The sequence below is a fragment of the Paenarthrobacter sp. NPDC089675 genome (genome assembly GCF_044749185.1).
GTDB lineage: Bacteria > Actinomycetota > Actinomycetes > Actinomycetales > Micrococcaceae > Arthrobacter.
On record NZ_JBIVHM010000002.1, the window covers coordinates 103,728 to 126,133 of the forward strand.

The window sequence follows — 22,406 nt, forward strand, 5'->3', positions numbered from 1 at the left end:
TACCGACGAGAACTGAGAATTGAGAAACCTGTGAGTACGGCATCGCGCCTTCCCAAGACCGTCCAGCGGTTCACCGCCAAACTCCCTACGGACGTCAACAAGACCATCCGACGTTTAGCCGTCCTCTCACTGATCGGGCAGACGGTCCTTGTGGTGACCGGTGGTGCTGTCCGGTTGACGGCCTCGGGCCTAGGCTGCCCTACATGGCCGCGGTGCACCAACAACTCGCTCGTCAACACCCCGGAAATGGGCATCCACGGATTCATCGAATTCGGCAACCGCTTGCTCACCTTCGTGCTTGCCGCAGTTGCCGTCCTCATGCTGGTGTACCTGTGGAACCTACGCAAGCAGCGGCGCGACCTCTTCCTGCTGGCCCTGGGTCTGCTGGCCAGCATTCCGGCGCAGGCGGTCATCGGCGGTATCACGGTACTTTCAGGCCTTAACCCCTGGGTTGTCGGGCTGCACTTCCTTGTCTCGATGGCGCTGGTGGTTTTCGCAACGCTGCTGGTAAACCGGGCCTACGGGCGCACCGGACGTTTCATGAACCGGACGCTCCATCAGCTGCCGCCTGTTCTGCGTCCGGCAATGCTTGCGGTTGCCGTATTCTCGGCCATCGCTGTGATGCTCGGAGTGGTGGTTACCGGTGCCGGGCCGCACGCGGGGGATGCCGATGCGCCGCGGAACGACCTCGACTGGGACCTCTTTTCCCACATCCACGCCGTTCCGGCCTACCTGATCACCGCCGGATCCCTTTTTGCGGTCTACATGGTCGTCCGGCGCAAGATCACCGGCCCCTTCCGCACGGCCGCATTCCTGATGCTCGGCGTCACTGTGCTGCAGGCGATCATCGGCTTCACCCAGTATTACAACGGCATTCCGGCGCTCCTTGTTGGTGCCCACATGCTGGGAGCGGCCCTGTTGATGAGCGCCTCGACCAACGCCGCGGACCTGGCAAAGGCAAGCCCGGCGGAGTAACCGATCCGGCAGGTTGCCGTCCAGCCAGGTTGGCTAAAGGCCCGACGTCGTCACTCACTTGAGTGCCGGCGTCGGGCCTTTTCGTTGTGGCGCCAAGGAACGGACTCCGGCGCTACCGGTGGGGTGTGAGAGAGGATCCGTCGGGAAGGGGTGGGGTGTGAGAGAGGATCCGTCGGGAAGGGGTGGGAGGTGAGAGAGGATCCGGGGAAGAAAAAAGCCCGGCTCCGGCTCCCAGGTGAGTGCCGGCGTCGGGCCTTAGGCCGGAGGTGTTAGCCGATAAGGGGCGAACCGACGAAGGGGTCAACGGCCAACGCGATGAACAGCAGAGTCAGGTAGCTGATGGAGCCGTGGAAGACCTTCATCGCCCCCTTGTTGGAGACGTCGCCTCCCTGTGCCCGCTTGTAGAGGGCGTGGCTTTCGTACAGGAACCAAGCCCCAGCCGCGACGGCAGCGATGGTGTAGACCCAGCCGGCCCCGCCCACGGGGACCATCAGTAGGGAACACGCCACCATGGCCCACGCGTAGAGGACCACCTGGACGGATACCACCTTTGCTCCGGCAATGGCCCCAAGCATGGGAACCTTGGCGTTCCGGTAGTCCTCGCCGTAGCGCATGGAAAGGGGCCAGTAGTGCGGGGGCGTCCACAGGAAAATGACCATGAACAAGACAATGGCCGGCCATTCGACAGTATTGGTGACCGCGGACCACGCGATCAGGACAGGGAAGCAGCCCGCCGCGCCGCCCCAGACGATGTTCTGGGCCGTGCGGCGCTTCAGGATCATGGTGTAGATGACCACGTAGAAGACGATCGCGCCCAGCCCCAGCCAGGCAGACAACGGGTTGGCGCCGAACCAAAGGATGGCAATGGAGGCGGCGCCAAGGATCCACGCGAAGACGAGGGCCTCGCGGGGGCTCACCTCGCCGGTCACCAGTGGCCTCTTCTCCGTGCGGTGCATCAACTTGTCGATGTCCCGGTCGATGTAGCAGTTGAAGACACCTGCGCTGCCGGCGGCAAAGGCGCCGCCAACGAGGGTCGCCAGGATGAGCCCGATGGAAGGGAAGCCGCGCTGGGCGAAGATCATGGTGGGCAGCGTGCTGACCAGAAGCAGTTCGATGACGCGGGGTTTGGTGAGAGCCAGATACGCCTTGAGCTTGCGGGAGATTCCAATGCTTCCCCGGGCCGGGGACGCGTTGAGGGGCGTATCAGTTGTGCTCACGGCGGCAGTCACTCTGTTCTATGCTCTGGGGTTCTCACAGCGGCGTTGTCCGCGTTCCCGGGACGAAACCGGGGGCACGCCGGCCGCTGGTGGCCTCCGAATATCATACCGTGGCCGCAAGTGGACCAATGTCCGCAAAATACGTCAATGTTTCCGAATCTTCACGCGTTGGTGGCGCCTTGGTGATTCATATAAGCGAATTTCTGTCCAGTTAGTGGGATTTCCTGAGTCCCATGCCACGTTTAGGGCTAAGCTGTGAAACAGATCAGCACACGTCGACACTCCGGGAAACCGTATTCTCGGATTCTCCGTGCGTCTGGATGAGAGATCAACGTTTCAATGGTGAACGGCTGGTAAACACATTGCAGCGGGCGCCATCCTGAGCTTCCTGCGTGCCGTGTAATCAGAACCTGCCGTCAGCACAGAGAGGGGCTCGGTTTTCGTGCCACATTTGGAAGAGCAAGAACTGTCCTGGACCGATCTGGACCAGAAGGCTGTTGACACCATTCGGGTGTTGGCTGCCGACGCTGTGGAGAAGGTCGGGAACGGCCACCCGGGCACGGCCATGAGCCTCGCTCCGGCTGCCTACCTGCTGTTCCAGAAGCTGATGCGCCACGACCCGAAGAACCCTGAGTGGATTGGCCGCGACCGGTTCGTCCTCTCCCCCGGCCACACGTCGCTGACGCTGTACATCCAGCTGTTCCTGTCCGGTTACGGCCTTGAGCTGAAGGACCTCGAGGCCCTCCGTACGTGGGGTTCCCTGACCCCGGGCCACCCGGAGTACAAGCACACCGCCGGTGTTGAAATCACCACCGGCCCCTTGGGCCAGGGCTTGGCTTCGTCGGTTGGCTTCGCCTACTCGCAGCGCCGCCAGCGCGGCCTGTTCGATGCCGATGCGCCCGCCGGCGAGTCGCCGTTCGACCACACCATCTGGGTTATCGCTTCCGACGGCGACCTGCAGGAAGGCGTCACGTCCGAGGCTTCCTCGCTCGCCGGACACCAGGAACTGGGCAACCTCGTTGTTGTGTACGACGAGAACCACATCTCCATCGAAGACGACACCGACATCGCCTTCACCGAAGACGTCTTGAAGCGTTATGAGGCCTACGGTTGGCACACCCAGCGAGTGGACTGGACAAAGACCGGCGAATACGTCGAAGACGTCCAGGAACTCTACTCCGCACTGCTGGCTGCCAAGGCTGAAACCACCAAGCCGTCCATCATCTCGCTGCGGACGATCATCGGTTACCCGGCTCCGAAGAAGCAGAACACCGGCAAGATCCACGGCTCCGCCCTCGGTGCCGAAGAAGTAGCTGCCCTGAAGTCCGTTCTGGGATTCGACCCCGCAAAGTCTTTCCAGGTTGACGAGGAAGTCCTCGCCCACGCCCGCAAGGTCGTTGAGCGCGGCTCCGAAGAACGTGCCGCGTGGCAGACCAAGTTCGAGGCATGGCAGGCCTCCAACCCGGACGGCGCCGCCCTCCTGGAGCGCATCGAAGCCAAGAAGCTTCCGGTTGGCATCGACGCTGCCCTTCCCGTATTCGAGGCCGGCAAGGACGTTTCCACCCGTGCTGCTTCGGGCAAGGTCCTCAACGCCATTGGCCCGGTGCTTCCGGAACTTTGGGGCGGTTCGGCCGACCTGGCCGAGTCCAACAACACCACGATCGAAGGCTCGCCGTCGTTCATCCCGGCTTCGCGCTCCACGGAAGCCTGGAAGGGCAACCCCTACGGTCGCGTGCTGCACTTCGGTATCCGCGAGCACGCTGCCGCCTCGATCGTGAACGGCATCTCGCTGGCCGGACGGACCCGTGCGTTCTCTGGCACGTTCCTGATCTTCTCGGACTACCAGCGCCCGGCGATCCGCCTCGGCGCACTCATGGGTGTCCCCTCGCTGTACGTCTGGACGCACGACTCGATCGGCCTCGGCGAAGACGGCCCGACGCACCAGCCTGTGGAACAGCTCGCTTCCCTGCGCGCCATCCCCGGCCTGGACGTGGTCCGCCCAGGTGACGCAAACGAGGTCTCCGCTGCATGGAAGGCCATGCTCGAGAACCATGAAAACCCGGCCGGTATTGTCCTGACCCGCCAGAACATCCCCACCTACGCCCGCGGTGAAGGTGCAGCCAACGGCGACACCTTCGCCTCCACCGCAGGTGTTGCAAAGGGCGGCTACGTCCTGGCCGAAGCCTCCAAGGACGGCGAAACCGTCGACGCACAGGTCATCCTGATCGGCACCGGCTCCGAAGTCCAGCTCGCTGTCCAGGCCCGCGAGGCACTCCAGGCCGAGGGCATCGCCACCCGCGTGGTGTCCATGCCGTGTGTCGAGTGGTTCAAGAAGCAGGACGAGGCGTACCGCGAATCGGTCCTGCCGGCCTATGTCAAGGCCCGAGTATCCGTCGAAGCCGGCCTTGCGCTTGGTTGGCAGGAATTCGTCGGCGATGCCGGCCGCTCCATCAGCCTCGAGCACTTCGGCGCGTCCGCCGACTACAAGCGCCTGTTCAACGAATTCGGCATCACCGCCGAAGCCGTGGCAGCCGCTGCCAAGGACTCCCTCGCAGACGTCAACGCATAATCGTCTGAGATCCCACCAAGGAGAAAACCAATGACCAGCACTCCCACGCAGCAGCTGTCCGACGCCGGCGTTTCCATCTGGCTCGACGACCTCTCCCGCAACCGCCTGGAGACCGGCACACTGCAGAAGCTCATCGACGAAAAGAACGTCGTCGGCGTAACCACCAACCCGTCGATCTTCCACGCGGCGATCACCGCCGGCACGGACTACGACGCCACCATTGCAGCCAAGGCTGCCGAGGGCGCAACCGTTGAGGAGACGATCTTCGAGATCACCACCACGGACGTCGCCGACGCCTGCGACCTCTTTGCTCCGATCGCCAAGGCCACCAACGGTGTTGACGGCCGCGTCTCCATTGAGGTCGACCCGCGTCTCGCCTGGGACACGGCAGGCACCATCGCCGAAGCCAAGCACCTGTACGCCAAGGTCAACAAGGACAATGTCCACATCAAGATTCCGGCCACGCTCGAAGGCCTGGAGGCGATCACCGCAACGCTTGCAGAGGGTATCAGCGTCAATGTGACCCTGATCTTCTCCCTGCAGCGCTACCGCGCCGTCATCAATGCCTTCCAGAGCGGCCTGGAGCAGGCTAAGGAGAACGGCCACGATCTGTCCAAGATCCATTCGGTTGCTTCCTTCTTTGTCTCCCGCGTGGACACCGAAATCGACAAGCGCCTGGACGCCATCGGTACTGATGAAGCCAAGGCACTGAAGGGCAAGGCAGGCGTAGCCAATGCACGCTTGGCCTACCAGGTTTACGAGGAACTGTTCTCCACCGAACGCTGGAACGTCCTTGCCGAAGCCGGTGCCCTGCCCCAGCGCCCCCTGTGGGCATCAACCGGCGTGAAGGACCCGGCCTACCCGGACACCCTTTACGTCACCGAACTGGTTGCCGCAGGCGTAGTGAACACCATGCCGGAGAAGACTCTTGATGCCACCTTCGACCACGGCGTGGTCACCGGCGACACCATCAGCGGCACGTATGAAGAAGCCAACGGTGTCCTCGACGCCCTCGAGAAGCTCGGCGTTTCCTACAACGACGTCGTGGCCCTCCTCGAGTCCGAGGGCCTGGAGAAGTTCGTGGCCAGCTGGAAGGAACTGCTGGCCGACGTTGAAGGCGCACTTGCTACCGCACGGAAGGCTTCCTAACCAACAATGAGCACAATCAGCTTTGACGCCAGCGGTGCCGCCCAGCAGGCAATCGCCCAGCATATTGACAGCCTGGTCGAAGACAGGATCGCCACGCGGATTTTTGCCAAGGACCACACGTTGTGGGGTCCTGAGGCGGAGTCGGAATCCGCAATCCGCCTCGGCTGGGTGGAGGCTCCTGCAGTCTCCCAGCCGTTGGTGGGCCGGATCTTGGAACTGCGCGATGCACTGCGCGCTGAAGGCGTCACCCACATTGTCCTCTGTGGCATGGGCGGCTCGTCTTTGGCGCCGGAGGTCATTGCCGGCACTGCCGGCGTCGAGCTGACTGTGCTGGACAGCACTGATCCCGAACAGGTCAGTGCCGCCCTTGCCGACCGACTGGCCGAAACGGCAATCGTCGTTTCGTCCAAGTCCGGCTCCACGGTGGAAACGGATTCCCAGCGCCGCGTGTTCGAGAAGGCGTTCAACGACGCCGGCATCGACGCCAAGAGCCGGATCATCATCGTTACCGATCCCGGTTCCCCGCTGGATAAGGCGTCGCGTGAGGCCGGCTACCGGGCCGTATTCAACGCCGACCCGAATGTGGGCGGCCGCTTCTCTGCGCTGACTGCCTTCGGCCTGGTTCCCTGCGGCCTGGCCGGCGTAGACATCCAGGCCTTCCTCGATGAGGCCGAGGAAGCCGGCGAAATCCTCAACGAGGACTCGGCCGACAACATCGGCCTTTCCCTGGGCGTTGCCTTGGGAGGAACCAGCCCCCTGCGCAATAAAATCGTCATCGCCGAGGACGGATCGGGAATCGTCGGCTTCGCTGACTGGGCCGAACAGCTCATTGCCGAATCCACCGGCAAGCTCGGCACAGGTGTGCTGCCCGTGGTCGCGGGTCCGGATTCTCCCGAAGCCCGCGGCGGCGCGGAGGACGTGCTGGTGGTCCGCCTGGTCGGTGCGGACGCCGACGTCGAACTTCGCAAGAATGAGGTGGCGATCGCCGGCGGCTTGGCCACGCAGATGTTCGTCTGGGAATTTGCCACCGCCGTTGCCGGTCGACTGCTGGGCATCAACCCGTTCGACCAGCCTGACGTCGAGGCTGCCAAGGTCGCTGCGCGCGGCCTTCTCGATGCCCGCCCGGAGCCTACGCCAGCTGCCTTCACCGATGGCGCCGTAGAGGTCCGCGGCGGTGAGTGGCTGGGCTCGGCAGACACCGTTACCGACGCCGTGCAGGCCCTGCTCGGTCAACTCGGTTCCGACGGATACCTCAGTGTCCAGGCATACCTGGACCGCATCTCCCATGCCCCGCTCGAAGGTATCCGGGACGAACTCGCAGCAGTCAGCGGGCGTCCGGTGACGTTCGGCTGGGGCCCGCGGTTCCTGCACTCCACCGGGCAGTTCCATAAGGGTGGCCCGGCAATCGGTGTGTTCCTGCAGATCACGGCTGCCGCTTCCACCGACCTGGAGATCCCGGACCGCCCGTTCACGTTCGGCCAGCTCATCGCAGCCCAGGCTTCGGGCGACGCCCAGGTCCTCGAAAGCCACGGCCGCCCTGTCCTGCGCCTGCACCTTACAGACCGGGCAGCAGGCGTGGCCCAGCTCCAGGATGTCGTCGCTGCGTTGGCCGGCCGGTCAAGCGCACTCGAAAGCTAAGGCACAGAACCAAACATGCCAGATACTGAAAACGGCAGGAAGAACTCCGGCCTGCGGAATCCGTTGCGTGATCCGCGGGACCGGCGCCTGAACCGTATTGCCGGGCCGTCGTCGTTGGTGTTCTTCGGAGTCACTGGCGACCTCGCCCGAAAGAAATTGATGCCGGCGGTCTACGACTTGGCGAACCGCGGCCTGCTGCCTCCCAGCTTTGCATTGGTGGGCTTTGGCCGCCGCGATTGGGATAATGCAGACTTCGCGGCCGAGGTCCGGGAAAATGTGAAAGCCCATGCGCGGACGAAGTTCGACGAAGCGGTGTGGGAACAGCTGGCCTCCGGCATCCGGTTCGTCCAGGGCGAGTTCGACGACGACGACGCTTTCGAGCGTCTCGGAGACGTGCTTGAAGAGCTGGACCAGACGCGTGGTACGCGAGGCAACCACGGGTTCTACCTGTCCATCCCGCCCAAGGCGTTCGAGCAGGTCTGCCGTCAGCTGTCCAAGCACGGGCTCGCCCAGGCCAAACCGGGCCAGTGGCGCCGTGTGGTCATCGAAAAACCGTTCGGCCACGACCTCGAGTCGGCACGGCAGCTGAACGATATCGTGGAGTCCGTGTTCCCGCCGGATGCGGTGTTCCGGATTGACCACTACCTCGGCAAGGAAACGGTCCAGAACATCCTGGCGCTGCGTTTCGCGAACCAGCTCTTCGAACCCTTGTGGAACGCCAACTACGTTGACCACGTGCAGATCACCATGGCCGAGGACATCGGCACCGGCGGGCGTGCGGGGTACTACGACGGCGTGGGTGCAGCCCGGGACGTGATCCAGAACCACCTCCTCCAGTTGCTCGCGCTGACGGCGATGGAAGAACCGATCTCGTTCAACGCCGATGATCTTCGGGCGGAGAAGGAGAAGGTCCTCGCCGCCGTCAAGCTCCCGGAGGACCTCTCGACGCATTCTGCCCGTGGCCAGTTCACCGGCGGATGGCAGGGTGGCGAAGAAGTCCTCGGTTACTTGGACGAGGAAGGTATCCCCGCCGACAGCAAGACGGAGACGTACGCAGCCATCCGCGTGGACATCAACACCCGCCGCTGGGCCGGTGTTCCGTTCTACCTCCGGGCGGGCAAGCGTTTGGGCCGCCGCGTCACGGAGATCGCCGTGGTGTTCAAGCGTGCACCCAACCTGCTGTTCCGTGACCACGGTGAGGACGACTTCGGCCAGAACGCCGTGGTGATCCGGGTCCAGCCCGACGAAGGTGCCACGATCCGGTTCGGTTCCAAGGTTCCGGGCACGCAGATGGAAGTACGCGACGTCACCATGGACTTCGGGTACGGGCACTCGTTCACTGAATCGTCCCCGGAGGCGTACGAGCGACTGATCCTGGATGTGCTGCTGGGTGAGCCGCCGTTGTTCCCGCGACATCAGGAAGTGGAGCTGTCCTGGAAGATCCTCGATCCCTTCGAGGAATACTGGGCCGGTTTGGACGAACAACCGCAACCGTATGCTCCGGGCAGTTGGGGACCGGCTTCCGCCGATGAGCTCCTGGCCCGTGACGGACGAACCTGGAGAAGGCCATGATCGTAGATCTTCCCGATACCACCACGTCAAAGATTTCCAAGAAGATCACCTCCTTGCGAGAGCAGGGTGGCGTGATCGCGCTGGGCCGGGTATTGACCCTGGTGGTCGTGACCAAGTCAGGGCAGGAAGAGGAAGCCATCGAGGCCGCCAACGAGGCCAGCCGGGAACACCCGTGCCGGATCATCGTTCTGGCCGACGCCGGCGCCGAAAAGCCGGACCGGCTGGATGCCCAGATCCGCGTTGGCGGAGATGCCGGCGCCTCGGAGGTCATCGTCCTGCGGGGCTACGGACACATGGCCCACGAAAGCGAGTCGTTGGTAGCGGCGCTGCTGCTGCCTGACGCCCCCATTGTGGCGTGGTGGCCGCATGGTGCCCCTGAGAGTGCATGTGATACCTCCATTGGAGCCATCGCGCACCGCCGCATCACAGATTCCGCCAACGAACCGGATCCCGCCCAGGCGTTGGAGAACATCCGTCGGACCTACAAGGCCGGAGACACCGACCTCGCCTGGACACGCCTGACCAACTGGCGCATCCAACTCGCCGCAGTCCTGGACCAGGTGGACGGTGACCCGGTCTCCGCGATAGCGGTGGAAGGTGCCTCGGACTCCCCCAGCACGCTGTTGCTTGCCGCTTGGCTTACGTTGGCACTGCAGGCACCGGTGACGATCGTCGCTGATCCTGCCGGGACCGGCATCCGCCGTGTTCGGCTGACGCGGGCCAGCGGGGACGTCCAGTTGTTCCGCCCGGGCCTGTCGGTGGCGGAGCTGACCCAGCCGGGCCAGCCCGCGCAGCGGATCACGCTCCCGCGGCGTAGCCTCAAGGACTGCCTTGCAGAAGAGCTCCGCCGGCTTGACCCGGACGAAGTCTTCGGAGAAGTGATTACGATGGGACTGCCACTTACCAGCCAAAGGAGAGTCCAGACCAGTGCGCGCTGAGCCAAGAGTAAGCATCCATCCCGACTCCAAGGTTTTGATGGCGGCTATTGCCGCCCGACTCATCACCAAGCTCGTGGATGTCCAGGACAAGCACGGTGAAGCCACAGTGGTCCTCACCGGCGGAACAGTGGGCATTGGAACGCTGAAGGCGGTGGCGGAGTCTGCGGCTGCACCCGCAGTTGACTGGTCCAGGGTGAACTTCTGGTGGGGCGACGAGCGCTTTGTTGCTTCCGACAGCGAGGACCGCAACACCAAGCAGGCGCACGAGGCGCTCCTGGCCCACTTCCCGGTGGATCCTGCCCGCGTCCATCAGCCGGGTTCCACGGATGAGTTCGGTTCAGCAGAAGAAGCCGCTGCCGACTACGCGGCCCAGTTGCTTGCAGCCGCCGAGGCTGAGCATGCCGCTGACACCTCGGACGACCGACCCGAGGAGCCGGCTAACCTGCCCCGTTTCGATGTCCTGTTGCTCGGCGTCGGGCCGGACGCTCACGTAGCGTCGCTCTTTCCCGAGCAGGCAGCCATCAGGGAAAAGGACCGCACGGTAGTGGGCGTTGAAAACTCCCCCAAGCCGCCGCCGTCGAGAATTTCCCTGACCTTGCCGGCCATCAACACGGCGCAGGAAATCTGGATGGTCGTCGCGGGCGAGGACAAGGCCGGAGCAGTTGGCCTTGCGCTAGCAGGCGCCAACCCCGTCCAGGTTCCGGCAGCCGGCCCGATCGGCCGTTCACGGACGTTGTGGCTTATCGACGAGAACGCAGCTTCACGCGTCCCCCAGCAGCTGGTCCGGAAGGATCCCGCGGGCGCGTAGCCTCTCCAACGCTCCAGCCAGGACTACTTCAGCGTCCTGGCTGGAGCGCCTTTCTTTAACGTAATCCAGATGAGACTTGAAGATTTCGTCGTCGGGCCGGGCGGCGGCGGGATGCAGTGGATCCCGCGACGCCGGCAATCCACACTTGGGGCAATCCCAGGTCACGGGTATCTGCTCGTCAGGCAGCTTAAGGAAAACAAGCCGCGTTTCGTGTCCCTTTGAGCACAAATAGGGCACACGGATACGCGGCAACTGTTCGCCATCACTGTGATCGCTTTGATTTCGCGGCGTTGACCCGAGGGCCACCCCCACGCGGGTGCCGCGGTAACCGGGCGTGCCATGAACCATTTCGAACCCCCTGGCGGATTGGTGTTCGGTCGAACGGATCGTGGGCCTGTCGGCCGACACCGTCATTCTAATGCCAGACGCCCGACGGCGGCACCAAACTTTGGTGCCGCCGTCGAGGTGGTGTGGGTGGATACTTTCCGAGGGTGCTTAGGAGTCCCCTCCGGAGGTGAACCGCATGATGAGCCCGAGTCCAATAATGACCACGCCCCAAGTGACTCCCAGAATAATGGTGAACCGGTTCAGGTTGCGTTCCGCTACACCGGAGGAGCTCAATCCGGAGCTCATGCCTCCGCCGAACATGTCCGACAGGCCACCACCGCGGCCCTTATGCAGGAGAATGAGCAGAGTCAGCAGGAGGCTGGTGATGCCCAGCAGGATCTGCAGGATGACTTGAAGAACGTCCACGACGGCCTTTCGAAGAAGCGGAAAACGGGAGCCGGACTAGTCGGTGACGAGGTGGCTCTCGAACCTGACAATGTTAGCAAATTCGGCCGGGTCCAAGCTGGCGCCACCCACAAGGAGGCCATCCACGTCCGGTTCTGCCAGAATTGCGGCAGCGTTGTTGGCCTTTACCGAGCCGCCGTAGAGAAGGCGCGTCTTGGCAGCGACATCGGCGTCGAAGAGCTCCGCCAACTCGGCGCGGATTGCTGCACACATCTCTTGCGCATCCTCCGGTCCGGCGACTTCTCCCGTGCCAATGGCCCACACGGGCTCATAGGCCACCACGAGTTCGGCCGCCTGCTCTGCCGTGAGTCCTTCCACGTCTGCCCGCAGCTGGGACAGGGTGTGCTCCACGTGCGTTCCGGCCTGGCGGACTTCAAGCCCTTCGCCAACGCAGAGCACCGGAGTGACACCGTGCCGGAAGGCGGCTTTCACTTTGGCGTTGAGGACGTCGTCCGACTCGTTGTGGATGGTGCGGCGTTCACTGTGGCCAACCAGCACGTACGAGCAGCCAAGCTTGTTCAGGAATTGGCCTGAGATGTCGCCCGTGTAGGCGCCGGAGTCGAATTGGGACAGGTCCTGGCCGCCATAGACGACTTCCAGATCGTCGCCCTGCACCAAAGTCTGGACGCCGCGGAGGTCGGTAAACGGCGGGAACACCGCTACCTCCACGCGCTTGTAGTCGTGCTTGGCATCGGAGAGGGTCCAAGCAAGCTTCTGCAGCAGGGTGATGCCCTGGACGTGGTCCATGTTCATCTTCCAGTTGCCGGCGATGAAAGGCTTGCGGACAAAGTTGCCGTTGGCGGAGGTAGTCACGTGAACTCCAATGAGTGCTTGAAAATGGTGAAAGCCGGCGGGACGCGATGACGCCCCGCCGGCCGTTTGCTGAACTTAGCGGTCCAGGACGCTGAGTCCGGGAAGGTCCTTGCCTTCCAAGTACTCAAGGCTCGCCCCACCACCGGTGGAAATGTGGCCGAACTGCGAATCCTCGAAACCGAGGGTGCGGACAGCTGCTGCGGAATCGCCGCCACCGACCACCGTGAACGCCACGGTGTCCGTCAAAGCCTGTGCAATGGCCTTGGTGCCCGCCGCGAAGGCCGGGAACTCGAAGACACCCATGGGGCCGTTCCAGAACACGGTCTTGGCGCCTTCAATCTGGGCCGCGAACGCCGAAGCGGTTTCCGGTCCGATATCCAGGCCAATACCTGAAGCTCCGAACGAGCTTTCTTCGATCGCGTCGGCCTTGACCACCTCGTGGTCAGCGTCGGCAGCGAAACGGCTGGCCACAACAACGTCCGTGGGGATGACGAATGCGGTACCGGCGTCCGCGGCACGCTTGAGGTAGTCCTGCACCACGGGAATTTGGTCTTCCTCGAGGAGGCTACCGGCGACCTTATGGCCGGCAGCGGCCAGGAAGGTGAACAGCATGCCGCCACCGACCAGGATCGTGTCCGCCTTGCCGAGCAGGTTGTCGATAACCGCGAGCTTGTCAGAGACCTTGGAACCACCCAGGACCACCACGTAGGGCCGCTGGGTGTCCGTGGTGAGCTTCCGGAGGACTTCAACTTCCGTGTGGACGAGGTCCCCAAGGTAGGACGGCAGACGCGTGGCTACGTCATAGACGCTGGCGTGCTTGCGGTGGACCGCACCGAAAGCATCGTCCACGAAAGCGCCGTTCCCGCCCGTCAGGGATACGAGCTCATCAGCGAAGGCGCCGCGCTCGGCGTCGTCCTTGCTGGTTTCGCGGGGGTCGAAGCGGACGTTCTCCAGGACGAGCACTTCGCCGTCCTGAAGTCCGGCCGCAAGTTCCTTGGCGGAGTCGCCAACGGTGTCGGTGGCCAGGGAGACCTTGAAGTCCGCAAGTTCCGCGAGGCGGGCAGCAGCGGGCTTCAGGGAGTACTTCTCCTCGGGCGCGCCCTTGGGGCGGCCGAGGTGGGCGGTTACGAGCACGCGGGCACCGGCGTCCGAGAGCTTCTTAATGACCGGGAGGGAGGCCTTGATGCGGCCGTCGTCGGTCACTGTAGAGCCGTCGAGCGGCACATTCAGGTCACTTCGAACCAGAATGTACCGCCCGCGGACACCTTCAGCGATGAGTTCGTTGAGGGTGTGAGATGTCATGTGTCTACCCTAGCCCAGCTTGGATGCAACGAGCTCCGTGAGGTCGACGAGGCGGTTGGAGTAGCCCCATTCGTTGTCATACCAGGAAACAACCTTGACCTGGTTTCCGATGACCTTGGTGAGGCCGGAGTCGAAGATGGACGAGGCAGGATCTCCAACGATGTCCGAGGATACGATCGGGGCGTCGGTGTAGGTCAGGATGCCGGCCCACTGCTCGGACTCGGAAGCAGCCTTGATCGCGGCGTTGACCTCGTCGACGGTAACTTCGCGGGAAACGGTGACCGTGAGGTCAGTGGCCGAGCCGGTGGGAACCGGAACGCGGATGGCGTAGCCGTCAAGCTTGCCCTTGAGCTCGGGGAGCACCAGTCCGATGGCCTTGGCGGCACCCGTGGAGGTCGGCACCATGTTGATGGCAGCGGCCCGGGCGCGGCGCAGGTCGCCGTGGGGACCGTCCTGCAGGTTCTGGTCTGCCGTGTAGGCGTGAACCGTGGTCATGAGACCGCGCTCGATGCCGAAGGCGTCGTTGACTACCTTGGCCAGCGGGCCGAGGCAGTTGGTGGTGCAGGACGCGTTGGAAATGATGTTGTGCTCTGCGGGATCGTACTGGGAGTCGTTGACGCCCATCACGATGGTGATATCTTCGTCGCTGGCGGGAGCGGAGATCAGGACCTTCTTGGCGCCCGCTTCGATGTGCTTCTTGGCTGCTGCGGCCTTGGTGAAGAAACCGGTGGATTCAATGACGATGTCAACGCCGAGGTCTGCCCACGGAAGGTTGGCGGGGTCACGCTCGGCAAGGACCTTGATGGACTTTCCGTCAACGACGATATTGCCGTCGACAACTTCCACGGACTGGGTCAGGCGTCCGCCGACGGAGTCGTACTTCAGGAGGTGGGCCAGGGTTTCGGGGCTGGTGAGGTCGTTGACTGCGACGATCTCAAGGTCTGCGCCCTGGGCAAGCGCTGCGCGGAAGTAGTTGCGTCCGATGCGGCCGAAGCCGTTGATGCCAATACGGGTGGTCACTGTTTGTCAATCTCCTTGGTGCTCTTGCAAGCACGCCTCGTGAGTCGGATTTTTGAGGTCCAACCAACAGACCCCGCACGTCATTGGGCAGAGGTGATTATCAGATCGGAGGGCGACCAGCCACGTTGCTGAAGGCTAACCGCCTTCCGTGATCCATCTTACGTTTAACCAAGCCTGCCCCCGCAACTGCGAGGGCAGGCTTTTCAGCATTTGGTCCTAATTCACTAAAAAAGTGACTTTTGTTACACCGGCGTGAACAGGTTCCAACCGACTAGAGGACGATGAGGCCCGTGGCGTTCGCGCGTGCTGCTTCGAAGCGCTTGGCTACATCTGCCCAGTTGGCAATGTTCCAGAAAGCCTTGACGTAGTCGGCCTTGACGTTGACGTAGTCCAGGTAGAAGGCGTGCTCCCACATGTCGAGCATGAGCAGCGGGGTGGTGCCGACAGCGACGTTGCCCTGCTGATCGTAGAGCTGCTCGATGACGAGGTTTCCACCAATCGGCTCGTAGGCAAGGAAGGCCCAGCCGGAGCCCTGCAGGCCCAGGGCTGCGGCGCTGAACTGTGCACGGAACGCGTCGAAGGAACCGAAAGCGTCATCGATGGCCGCTGCGAGTTCGCCTTCAGGCTTGTCGCCGCCGTCCGGGGAGATGTTGTTCCAGAACACGGAGTGGTTGATGTGGCCGCCGGTGTGGAACGCGAGGTCCTTGGAGAGGCGGTTGATGTTGGCGAAGTCACCCTTGTCGCGTGCTTCCGCCAGCTGGGCAAGCGCGTTGTTGGCGCCGGCTACGTAGGCGGCGTGGTGCTTGCTGTGGTGCAGCTCCATGATTTTCGCCGAAATGTGCGGCTCGAGTGCTGCGTAGTCGTAGCCGAGCTCGGGCAGAACGTACTCTGTCACGAAATCCTCCAATGTCATGGACCGAAGTCCGGGTTGGTAACTCGTTCTGTTCATCCGGCCGGCTTGGCGGCCGGAAATCCTTGGCGGTGGACAACTTTCCGCCTCCACGGGGAACAACCCGTGCCGGCATCGCAGTATTTCCTCCGCACCCTGTTGATTCTATGGGCGGAATTACTCGTCCATCATTTCGGGAGTCACATTTGCTTCAGTACCCGGAATTCCAAGGTCCAAAGCACGTTTGTCGGCCATGGCCAGCAGGCGGCGAATGCGTCCGGCAATGGCGTCCTTGGTCATGGGCGGGTCAGCCAGCCGTCCGAGCTCGTCCAGGCTGGCCTGTTTGTGGGCTACCCGGAGTTCGCCGGCGTACTTCAAGTGGTCCGGGACGTCGTCACCGAGGATTTCCAAAGCGCGGTCCACCCTGGCCCCGGCTGCCACTGCTGCCTGTGCGGAGCGGCGAAGGTTGGCGTCGTCGAAGTTCGCCAGCCTGTTGGCCGTGGCTCGGACTTCCTTGCGCATGCGGCGCTCTTCCCAAACCATCAGGGCATCGTGGGCGCCCATGCGGGTCAGCAATGCCGCGATCGTGTCACCGTCACGAATGACCACACGGTCCACGCCACGCACTTCCCGGGCCTTTGCCTGGATACCCAGCCGGCGGGCTGCGCCAACGAGGGCCAGGGCTGACTCCGGCCCCGGACACGTGACCTCGAGCGACGATGACCGCCCCGGTTCGGTGAGCGATCCGTGGGCCAGGAAGGCGCCCCGCCACACGGCCTCGGCATCGGCGGCCGAGCCGTTGACCACCACCGAGGGAAGGCCCCGCACAGGCCGTCCCCTGCCGTCCAGCAAGCCGGTTTGCCGGGCCAGCGCTTCGCCGTCACGAACCACCCTGACCACGTACCGGCTGCCGCGGCGCAGTCCCCCGCCCGAGACCACGATGATTTCGCTTTGGTGTCCGTAGACCTCTGCTATGGCGGCACGCAGCCTGCGGGCAGTGGAGGCCAGGTCCACTTCGGCCTCGATGACAATGCGCCCGGAGATGATGTGCAAGCCGCCGGCGAAACGGAGCATCGCCGATACTTCGGCCTTGCGGACTGAGGACTTCTTGATGTCCAGCCGGGACAGTTCGTCCTTGACCGACGCGGTAAGTGCCATCGAGTATGTGTTCCTAACTGTTCCCGAAAATATCGTGGTACGCCGCTGCCAACAACAACGGATCATGGACCGGGCGGCGTCTCGACGCCCCTACTCTACCCAACACCACTTCCGCGCCGATCATCCCGGCAGCCTTCTCGAATGCTTTGAGGTCCTGGACGGCAGCCGGGTCCGCAAGGACAACGTCCACGCTGAATTCGGGCGCGTAGCGGCGCAGGACGTCAAGGTGGTCCGCGGCGGTCATCCCGGACGTTTCCTTGGTCTCGACATCCAGGTTCATGGTGAGGCAGCGTTTGGCTGTGGTTTCACCTAAGGCTTGCCGGAGTTCGGGCAGCAGCAGGTGCGGGAGTACTGACGTGTACCAGGAGCCGGGGCCCAGGATCACCCAGTCTGCAAGTTCGATGGCAGTGAGCGCCTCGGTGCAAGCCGGTGCGTCTTCGGGAAGAAGGCGCACTTCTTCGAGTTTGCCGGCCACTGCACACTTGGCTTGTCCGCGCACCGTCTGCAGTTCGTGCAGGCCGCCGGGCAGTTCCACGCGTGCCTGGCCTTCGATGGTCAGGGGGACGCTGGACATGGGCAGCACCTGGCCCCGTGCCCCCAGCAGCGCCCCGGCCCACTTCAAGCCCGCGACGGTATCCCCCAGCAGCTCCCAGAGCGTGACGATGAGCAGGTTGCCCATGGCGTGATGGTCCAATGACCCGCCTTTGGCGCTGCCGGCGTTGAATCGGTGCTGCATGACATCCCGCCAGGTCCTGCCCCAGTCGGTGTCGTCACACAGGGCGCTCAGGGCCATCCGCAAATCACCCGGCGGCAGGACGCCGTACTCGTCGCGCAGGCGCCCGGAAGAACCGCCGTCGTCCGCTACCGTCACGATCGCCGTGAGTTCGGAGGTCAGGAGGCGGAGGGCCGAGAGCGAAGCGGCCAAGCCGTGTCCCCCGCCCAACGCCACGACGGACGGACTCTTGTTTTGCTGGCTGCCCGGGACGCCTTTGGGGGGTATGAGGGGCAGCGGGCCGGTCAGGACCCCCATTACTCGCGCCCCAGGTCGCGGTGCGTGGTGGTGACAGTGACACGCGGATATTGGGCCAGCCGTTTGGAAAGTTCGACGGCGACAGCCACCGAGCGGTGCTTGCCGCCCGTGCAGCCCACGGCGAGCGTTGCGTAGTGCTTGTTTTCCTGGCGGTAGCCATCCAAAACAGGTTCCAGGGCGCTGACGTAGCGATCCACGAACTCGTGCACCCCGTCCGCTGCCAGGACGTAGTCGCTGACGTCCTGGTCCAAGCCCGTATGCGGGCGGAGGTTGGGTACCCAGTGCGGGTTGGGTATGAAGCGGGCGTCCGCAACGAAGTTCGCGTCCACGGGCAGTCCGTACTTGAAGCCGAAGCTCATGACGTTCAGGCGCAAGGTCACTGGGCCGGTATCACTGAAGAGTTCAGTGATTGCGGTGGCCAACCCATGGACGTTGTAATCGGTGGTATCCAGCACAACGTCCGCATGCTCGCGGAGTTCACGGAGGACTTCGCGTTCAATTCCGATGCCATCCAGGATGCGGCCGCCCCCTTGGAGGGGATGCGGACGCCGGCCCTGCTCGAAGCGGCGGACCAGGACGTCGTCGCTGGCATCCAGGAACAAAACGCGGAACGTGATGCCGGTGGCGCTCAGCGCCCCAAGCGCAGTCTGGATGTCGGTGAACAGGTCCTTGCTGCGAACGTCCACCACCACTGCGAGTTTGGGAATCGACTTTGGCGCGTGCGACACGATCTCGGCCAGTGTGCCAAGCATCTGCGGCGGAAGGTTGTCCACCACATACCAGCCGTGGTCTTCCAGGGCATCCGATGCCGTGCTTCGGCCGGCCCCCGACATGCCGGTCACCACCAGCAGCTCGGCTTCCGGCGGCTTGACGGGCGTCATGCCGTCCTGCTCCGGGCCGGAACCTGCCGTTGCCTCGTCCATCAGTAGTCCCCGTTTCCTCGGAAGTCGTGTGTCGCAGTAGCACCGGCCAAAGTCCGGCACGCAGGAGCCGTGGCATCCTGCGTGGATCCTGCCAACGGTCAAGTTCTTACCCTAGCTAAGATTCAAGGATTTCGCCGGTAGTCATGTTGATGGCCGGGGAGCCCTCACCTGCGTCTTCACCGGATCCCAGGTGTTGTACCACAGCTGCTGCGAGGGCCGGACCGATGCCCTTGGCCGAGGTGAGTTCCTCTACCGTTGCAGCCTTGATTTTCTTGAGGGATCCAAAGTGGGCCACAAGCGCCTTCCGCTTGGCCTCGCCAAGGCCCGGAACGCCGTCGAGGGCGGATACCGTCATGGCCTTGCCGCGCTTCTGCCTGTGGAAGGTGATGGCGAAGCGGTGTGCCTCGTCTCGGATCCGCTGCAGCAGGTACAGCCCCTGTGAGGTGCGGGGAAGAATCACGGGGAAATCGCTGTCAGGGAGCCAGACTTCCTCCAGCCGCTTGGCCAACCCCACCACGTAGACATCCTCGATTCCCAGTTCCGCCAAGGCACGGGCCGCAGCGTTGACCTGCGGCTGGCCGCCGTCCACCACCACCAGGTTGGGCGGGTAGGCGAACTTGGCCTTGGGTGCCGGCGCCGTTGGGTCCGACGGCGGTTCTTCCGTTCCGGCCTTTGGCTTGGCTTGGAGCGGGTTCACTACTTCCCCGGAGACGGGGACCTGTGCGGCTTTGTCGTTCAAATAGTGCCTGAACCTGCGCGTGAGGACGTCGTGCATGGCGGCAGTATCGTCCGCCGCAGCCGGGCCGGTAATCGAAAATTTGCGGTAGTCGGATTTCTTGGGCAGGCCGTCTTCGACCACCACCATCGAGGCCACCACATTGGTGCCTTGGACATGTGAAATATCGAAACACTCAATGCGAAGCAAGGGCACCGGCAGTTCCAGGGCTTCCTGCAACTCCTGCAGGGCCAGTGAACGCACGGTGATGTCACCTGCGCGCCGGGTCTTGTGCAGCTTCAGTGCCTGCTCTGCGTTCTCCCTGACTGTCGACATCAGGGCGGCCTTGTCACCCCTTTGCGGCACGCGGATATCCACCTTGGCGCCGCGCAGGCCCCCGAGCCATTCCGCAAGCTCTTCCTGGTTGCTGGGTACTTCCGGGACCAGCACCTCACGGGGAATGCGGCCCTGCACCTCGCTGTCCTCGCCATAGACCTGTTGAAGCAAATGTTCGATCAGCTCCGGCGTGGTGGCGTCCTCCACCTTTTCCACCACCCAGCCCCGCTGGCCCCGGACACGGCCGCCACGCACATGGAATACCTGGACGGATGCTTCCAGCTCGTCGTCATGCAGGGCAAAGATATCGGCGTCGGTGTCTTCGGCGAGGACCACGGCGTTCCGCTCGAAGACTTTTCGCAGCGCGATGATGTCATCGCGGAGTCCGGCGGCGCGTTCATAGTCCAGTTCCGCTACCGCCGCGGCCATGTCCTTTTCCAACCTGTTGATGAAGCGCTTGGCCTCACCGCCCATGAAGGAACAGAAATCCTCCGCCAGCAGCCGGTGCTCATCCGGGGTGACGCGGCCAACGCACGGCGCCGAGCATTTGTCGATGTAGCCAAGGAGGCACGGCCGCCCGCTTGCCTGGGCGCGCTTGAAGACGCCGGCGCTGCAACTGCGCACGGGAAAAACGCGGAGGAGCGTGTCCATGGTCTCCCGGATGGCGCCTGCCGTGTAAGGGCCAAAGTAGCGCGTGCCTTTTTTCCGCTCCCCGCGCATGACCTGGACGCGAGGGAACTTCTCCCCCATGGTGACGGCAAGATAGGGATACGTTTTGTCGTCGCGGAAAACCACGTTGAACCGCGGTTTGAATTCCTTGATCCAGGTGTATTCCAGCTGCAGCGACTCCAATTCGCTGCCTACGACCGTCCATTCCACGCTGCTGGCCGCGTGGACCATGGCGTGTGTTTTCGGCAGCAGGCCTGCCGGGTTGGCGAAGTAGGAGTTAAGGCGGGAACGGAGGTTCTTTGCCTTGCCCACGTAGATGACCCGGCCATGGGGGTCGCGGAAACGGTAGACCCCGGGAGTAGTGGGTATTTCACCCGTTTTGGGGCGGTAACTTGCTGGATGTGCCACTGTTCCAGTCTAGTAAACGGGACCGACACTCTTTGCCATCCGGTCGGGTTCCCGGCTACTCGGCCACCTTGCTCTGGTTGTAGCTCGTGGAACGCTCCTGGCCGCTCAACGCGGCGATGGCGTCCATGATCCGGTCCGTTACCTCGCGCCGCGCCGGCAGCGAATGATCGGGACCGGTCTTGTCGAAATACAAGGGCTCGCCAACCTTCATGGTGAAGTGCTGTGGACGGACCGCGTTTTTGTCGGCGGGCTGGAGCTTCTCGGTACCGATCAGGCCAACCGGAATGACCGGCGCCCCGGTAGTCAGGGCCAGCCAGCCTACGCCCGTCCTCCCCCGGTAAAGGATGCCATCGCGCGATCGCGTTCCCTCCGGGTAAATGCCGATGCCCTTTCCCGCCTCAAGGATGTCCAGCAAGGTCTTCAGGGCCTGGACGCTTGCTGCCTGTTCGCCACGTTCCACCGGTATGGAACCGACGGCCTCGAAGAACGACTTCATGACGGCGCCCTTGACACCTTTGGTGGTGAAATATTCGGCCTTGGCAAAGAATGCCACCGGACGGGGCATGAGGGCCTGGACAATTACGCTGTCCAGGAAAGAGAGGTGGTTGGGGGCAACAATGAACGGCCCCTCTTTGGGAACATTTTCCAAACCGATGACCGTTGGCCGGCAGGTAGTGGAAATCAGTCCACGGGTAGTCCACCGGATCGCATCAAAGACTGCCATCGTTATGTACCTCGCTCAGGGCCGCCGTACTGACAGCGTCAAGTTCTTCAATTTTTTCCTGGAGCTCAAGCGTCGTGTCCACCACGTTCACGGCGCCGGCCTCCTTAAGCTCTCCGTCCGGCGCGAAGCCCCAACTGACGCCGATGCAGTCAAGGCCGTTGGCCATGGCTCCCGCGACATCCTGGTGCCTGTCCCCCACCATGACGGCGCGCCGGGAGTGCAGGCCAGCCAGGGCGGCACCGACGATCCCGGCCTTTCCGGGGGCAGTGTTGGCTCCCAAGGATTCATCGTCGGCAGCTCCGTGGATGCCTGCGAAGAAGTGGTCTATCCCATGGTGTTCCAGCACCAGGCGGGCAATGCCCTGGGGTTTTTGCGTAGCTACGGCCACTGGGCGGCCGGACTCCGTGAAAAGTTGCAGGAGTTCAAGGATGCCCGGATACAACTTGCTCCTGGCAATACCGGTCTCCTTGTAATGCCTCCGGTAGCGCTCAATGGTTTCATCCACCAACGTGGCGGGCACCTCGGCCAGATGGAGCAAGGAGTCACTGAGCTTGGGACCCACCATGGAGTTCAGGATGGCTTGTTCAGGAACCGGAAGGCCCATTTCGCGGAGGGCTGCGGAAATGCCGCCTGTGATACCGCCGGCTGGATCGACGAGGGTGCCGTCCAGATCGAATATTACGGGCACCTTTGTTTGAGTCACCGGGTTAGTTTCCCACAAGTAGCGGCATGCCTGAAACTCGCATGCCGCTACGGGAATA

20 protein-coding genes are annotated in these 22,406 nt (G+C 63.3%); 7 read left to right on the plus strand and 13 right to left on the minus strand.

The genetic code is table 11. From position 1 onward, the window contains the following. The first annotated feature begins 30 nt into the window (after nt 1-30). Entirely contained in the window at nt 31-975 is a 945-nt protein-coding gene (locus ACIPY2_RS04605) for a heme A synthase (RefSeq protein ID WP_400265200.1), read from the plus strand. 269 nt (nt 976-1,244) lie between these two features. On the opposite strand, the gene ACIPY2_RS04610 is transcribed toward ACIPY2_RS04605, so the two are convergent. Continuing rightward, a complete protein-coding gene (locus tag ACIPY2_RS04610) occupies nt 1,245-2,204 on the minus strand; it encodes a heme o synthase (RefSeq protein WP_400265201.1) in 960 nt (319 codons plus the stop codon). Between the two features lie 439 nt (nt 2,205-2,643). On the opposite strand from ACIPY2_RS04610, the gene tkt reads away from it, so the two are divergent. From tkt to pgl, 6 genes are read left to right on the plus strand one after another with little or no spacing between them, the layout of a single operon-like run. Further along, the gene (tkt, locus tag ACIPY2_RS04615) at nt 2,644-4,761 is read left to right on the plus strand and encodes a transketolase (RefSeq protein WP_400265738.1); all 2,118 of its coding nucleotides are present in this window, start codon (nt 2,644-2,646) and stop codon (nt 4,759-4,761) included. Between the two features lie 30 nt (nt 4,762-4,791). Beyond that, complete coding sequence (gene tal / locus ACIPY2_RS04620; RefSeq protein WP_400265202.1) at nt 4,792-5,910, plus strand: transaldolase; 1,119 nt, start codon at nt 4,792-4,794, stop codon at nt 5,908-5,910. Nucleotides 5,911-5,916: 6 nt separating this feature from the next. Then, a complete protein-coding gene (locus tag ACIPY2_RS04625) occupies nt 5,917-7,548 on the plus strand; it encodes a glucose-6-phosphate isomerase (protein WP_400265203.1) in 1,632 nt (543 codons plus the stop codon). A 15-nt stretch (nt 7,549-7,563) separates the two neighbouring features. After that, entirely contained in the window at nt 7,564-9,120 is a 1,557-nt protein-coding gene (gene zwf / locus ACIPY2_RS04630; RefSeq protein WP_400265204.1) for a glucose-6-phosphate dehydrogenase, read from the plus strand. Then, nucleotides 9,117-10,058: a glucose-6-phosphate dehydrogenase assembly protein OpcA gene (locus ACIPY2_RS04635; RefSeq protein ID WP_400265205.1), complete on the plus strand. Its 942-nt coding sequence runs from the start codon at nt 9,117-9,119 to the stop codon at nt 10,056-10,058. The genes zwf and ACIPY2_RS04635 overlap by 4 nt, the downstream gene beginning before the upstream one ends. Further along, nucleotides 10,048-10,866 carry a 6-phosphogluconolactonase gene (pgl, locus tag ACIPY2_RS04640; protein ID WP_400265206.1) on the plus strand — a complete coding sequence of 273 codons (819 nt, stop codon included), beginning with the start codon at nt 10,048-10,050 and terminating at the stop codon, nt 10,864-10,866. Before ACIPY2_RS04635 ends, pgl begins: the two co-directional genes overlap by 11 nt. On the opposite strand, the gene ACIPY2_RS04645 is transcribed toward pgl, so the two are convergent. The 12 genes from ACIPY2_RS04645 to ACIPY2_RS04700 form a co-directional block, all read right to left on the minus strand. Continuing rightward, complete coding sequence (locus tag ACIPY2_RS04645; RefSeq protein WP_400265207.1) at nt 10,819-11,280, minus strand: RNA polymerase-binding protein RbpA; 462 nt, start codon at nt 11,278-11,280, stop codon at nt 10,819-10,821. The two genes, pgl and ACIPY2_RS04645, sit on opposite strands and share 48 nt — an antisense overlap. An 81-nt stretch (nt 11,281-11,361) precedes the next feature. Further along, complete coding sequence (secG, locus tag ACIPY2_RS04650; RefSeq protein ID WP_021470411.1) at nt 11,362-11,619, minus strand: preprotein translocase subunit SecG; 258 nt, start codon at nt 11,617-11,619, stop codon at nt 11,362-11,364. Nucleotides 11,620-11,655: 36 nt separating this feature from the next. Next, complete coding sequence (tpiA, locus tag ACIPY2_RS04655; protein ID WP_400265208.1) at nt 11,656-12,471, minus strand: triose-phosphate isomerase; 816 nt, start codon at nt 12,469-12,471, stop codon at nt 11,656-11,658. A 75-nt stretch (nt 12,472-12,546) separates the two neighbouring features. Next, nucleotides 12,547-13,773: a phosphoglycerate kinase gene (locus tag ACIPY2_RS04660; protein ID WP_400265209.1), complete on the minus strand. Its 1,227-nt coding sequence runs from the start codon at nt 13,771-13,773 to the stop codon at nt 12,547-12,549. 9 nt (nt 13,774-13,782) lie between these two features. After that, nucleotides 13,783-14,793, minus strand: coding sequence for a type I glyceraldehyde-3-phosphate dehydrogenase (gap, locus tag ACIPY2_RS04665; protein WP_400265210.1), 1,011 nt, complete (start codon nt 14,791-14,793; stop codon nt 13,783-13,785). A 271-nt stretch (nt 14,794-15,064) separates the two neighbouring features. Then, nucleotides 15,065-15,688 carry a superoxide dismutase gene (locus tag ACIPY2_RS04670; protein ID WP_400265211.1) on the minus strand — a complete coding sequence of 208 codons (624 nt, stop codon included), beginning with the start codon at nt 15,686-15,688 and terminating at the stop codon, nt 15,065-15,067. 171 nt (nt 15,689-15,859) lie between these two features. Further along, a complete protein-coding gene (gene whiA, locus ACIPY2_RS04675; RefSeq protein WP_018777554.1) occupies nt 15,860-16,840 on the minus strand; it encodes a DNA-binding protein WhiA in 981 nt (326 codons plus the stop codon). A 13-nt stretch (nt 16,841-16,853) separates the two neighbouring features. After that, a complete protein-coding gene (yvcK, locus tag ACIPY2_RS04680) occupies nt 16,854-17,870 on the minus strand; it encodes a uridine diphosphate-N-acetylglucosamine-binding protein YvcK (RefSeq protein ID WP_400265212.1) in 1,017 nt (338 codons plus the stop codon). Next, entirely contained in the window at nt 17,870-18,793 is a 924-nt protein-coding gene (gene rapZ, locus ACIPY2_RS04685; RefSeq protein WP_400265213.1) for an RNase adapter RapZ, read from the minus strand. Before rapZ ends, yvcK begins: the two co-directional genes overlap by 1 nt. A 115-nt stretch (nt 18,794-18,908) precedes the next feature. Next, nucleotides 18,909-20,921: an excinuclease ABC subunit UvrC gene (gene uvrC, locus ACIPY2_RS04690; RefSeq protein ID WP_400265214.1), complete on the minus strand. Its 2,013-nt coding sequence runs from the start codon at nt 20,919-20,921 to the stop codon at nt 18,909-18,911. Nucleotides 20,922-20,976: 55 nt separating this feature from the next. Then, entirely contained in the window at nt 20,977-21,645 is a 669-nt protein-coding gene (locus tag ACIPY2_RS04695; protein ID WP_400265215.1) for a lysophospholipid acyltransferase family protein, read from the minus strand. After that, complete coding sequence (locus ACIPY2_RS04700; protein ID WP_400265216.1) at nt 21,632-22,348, minus strand: HAD hydrolase-like protein; 717 nt, start codon at nt 22,346-22,348, stop codon at nt 21,632-21,634. The genes ACIPY2_RS04695 and ACIPY2_RS04700 overlap by 14 nt, the downstream gene beginning before the upstream one ends. Nucleotides 22,349-22,406 lie beyond the last annotated feature (58 nt).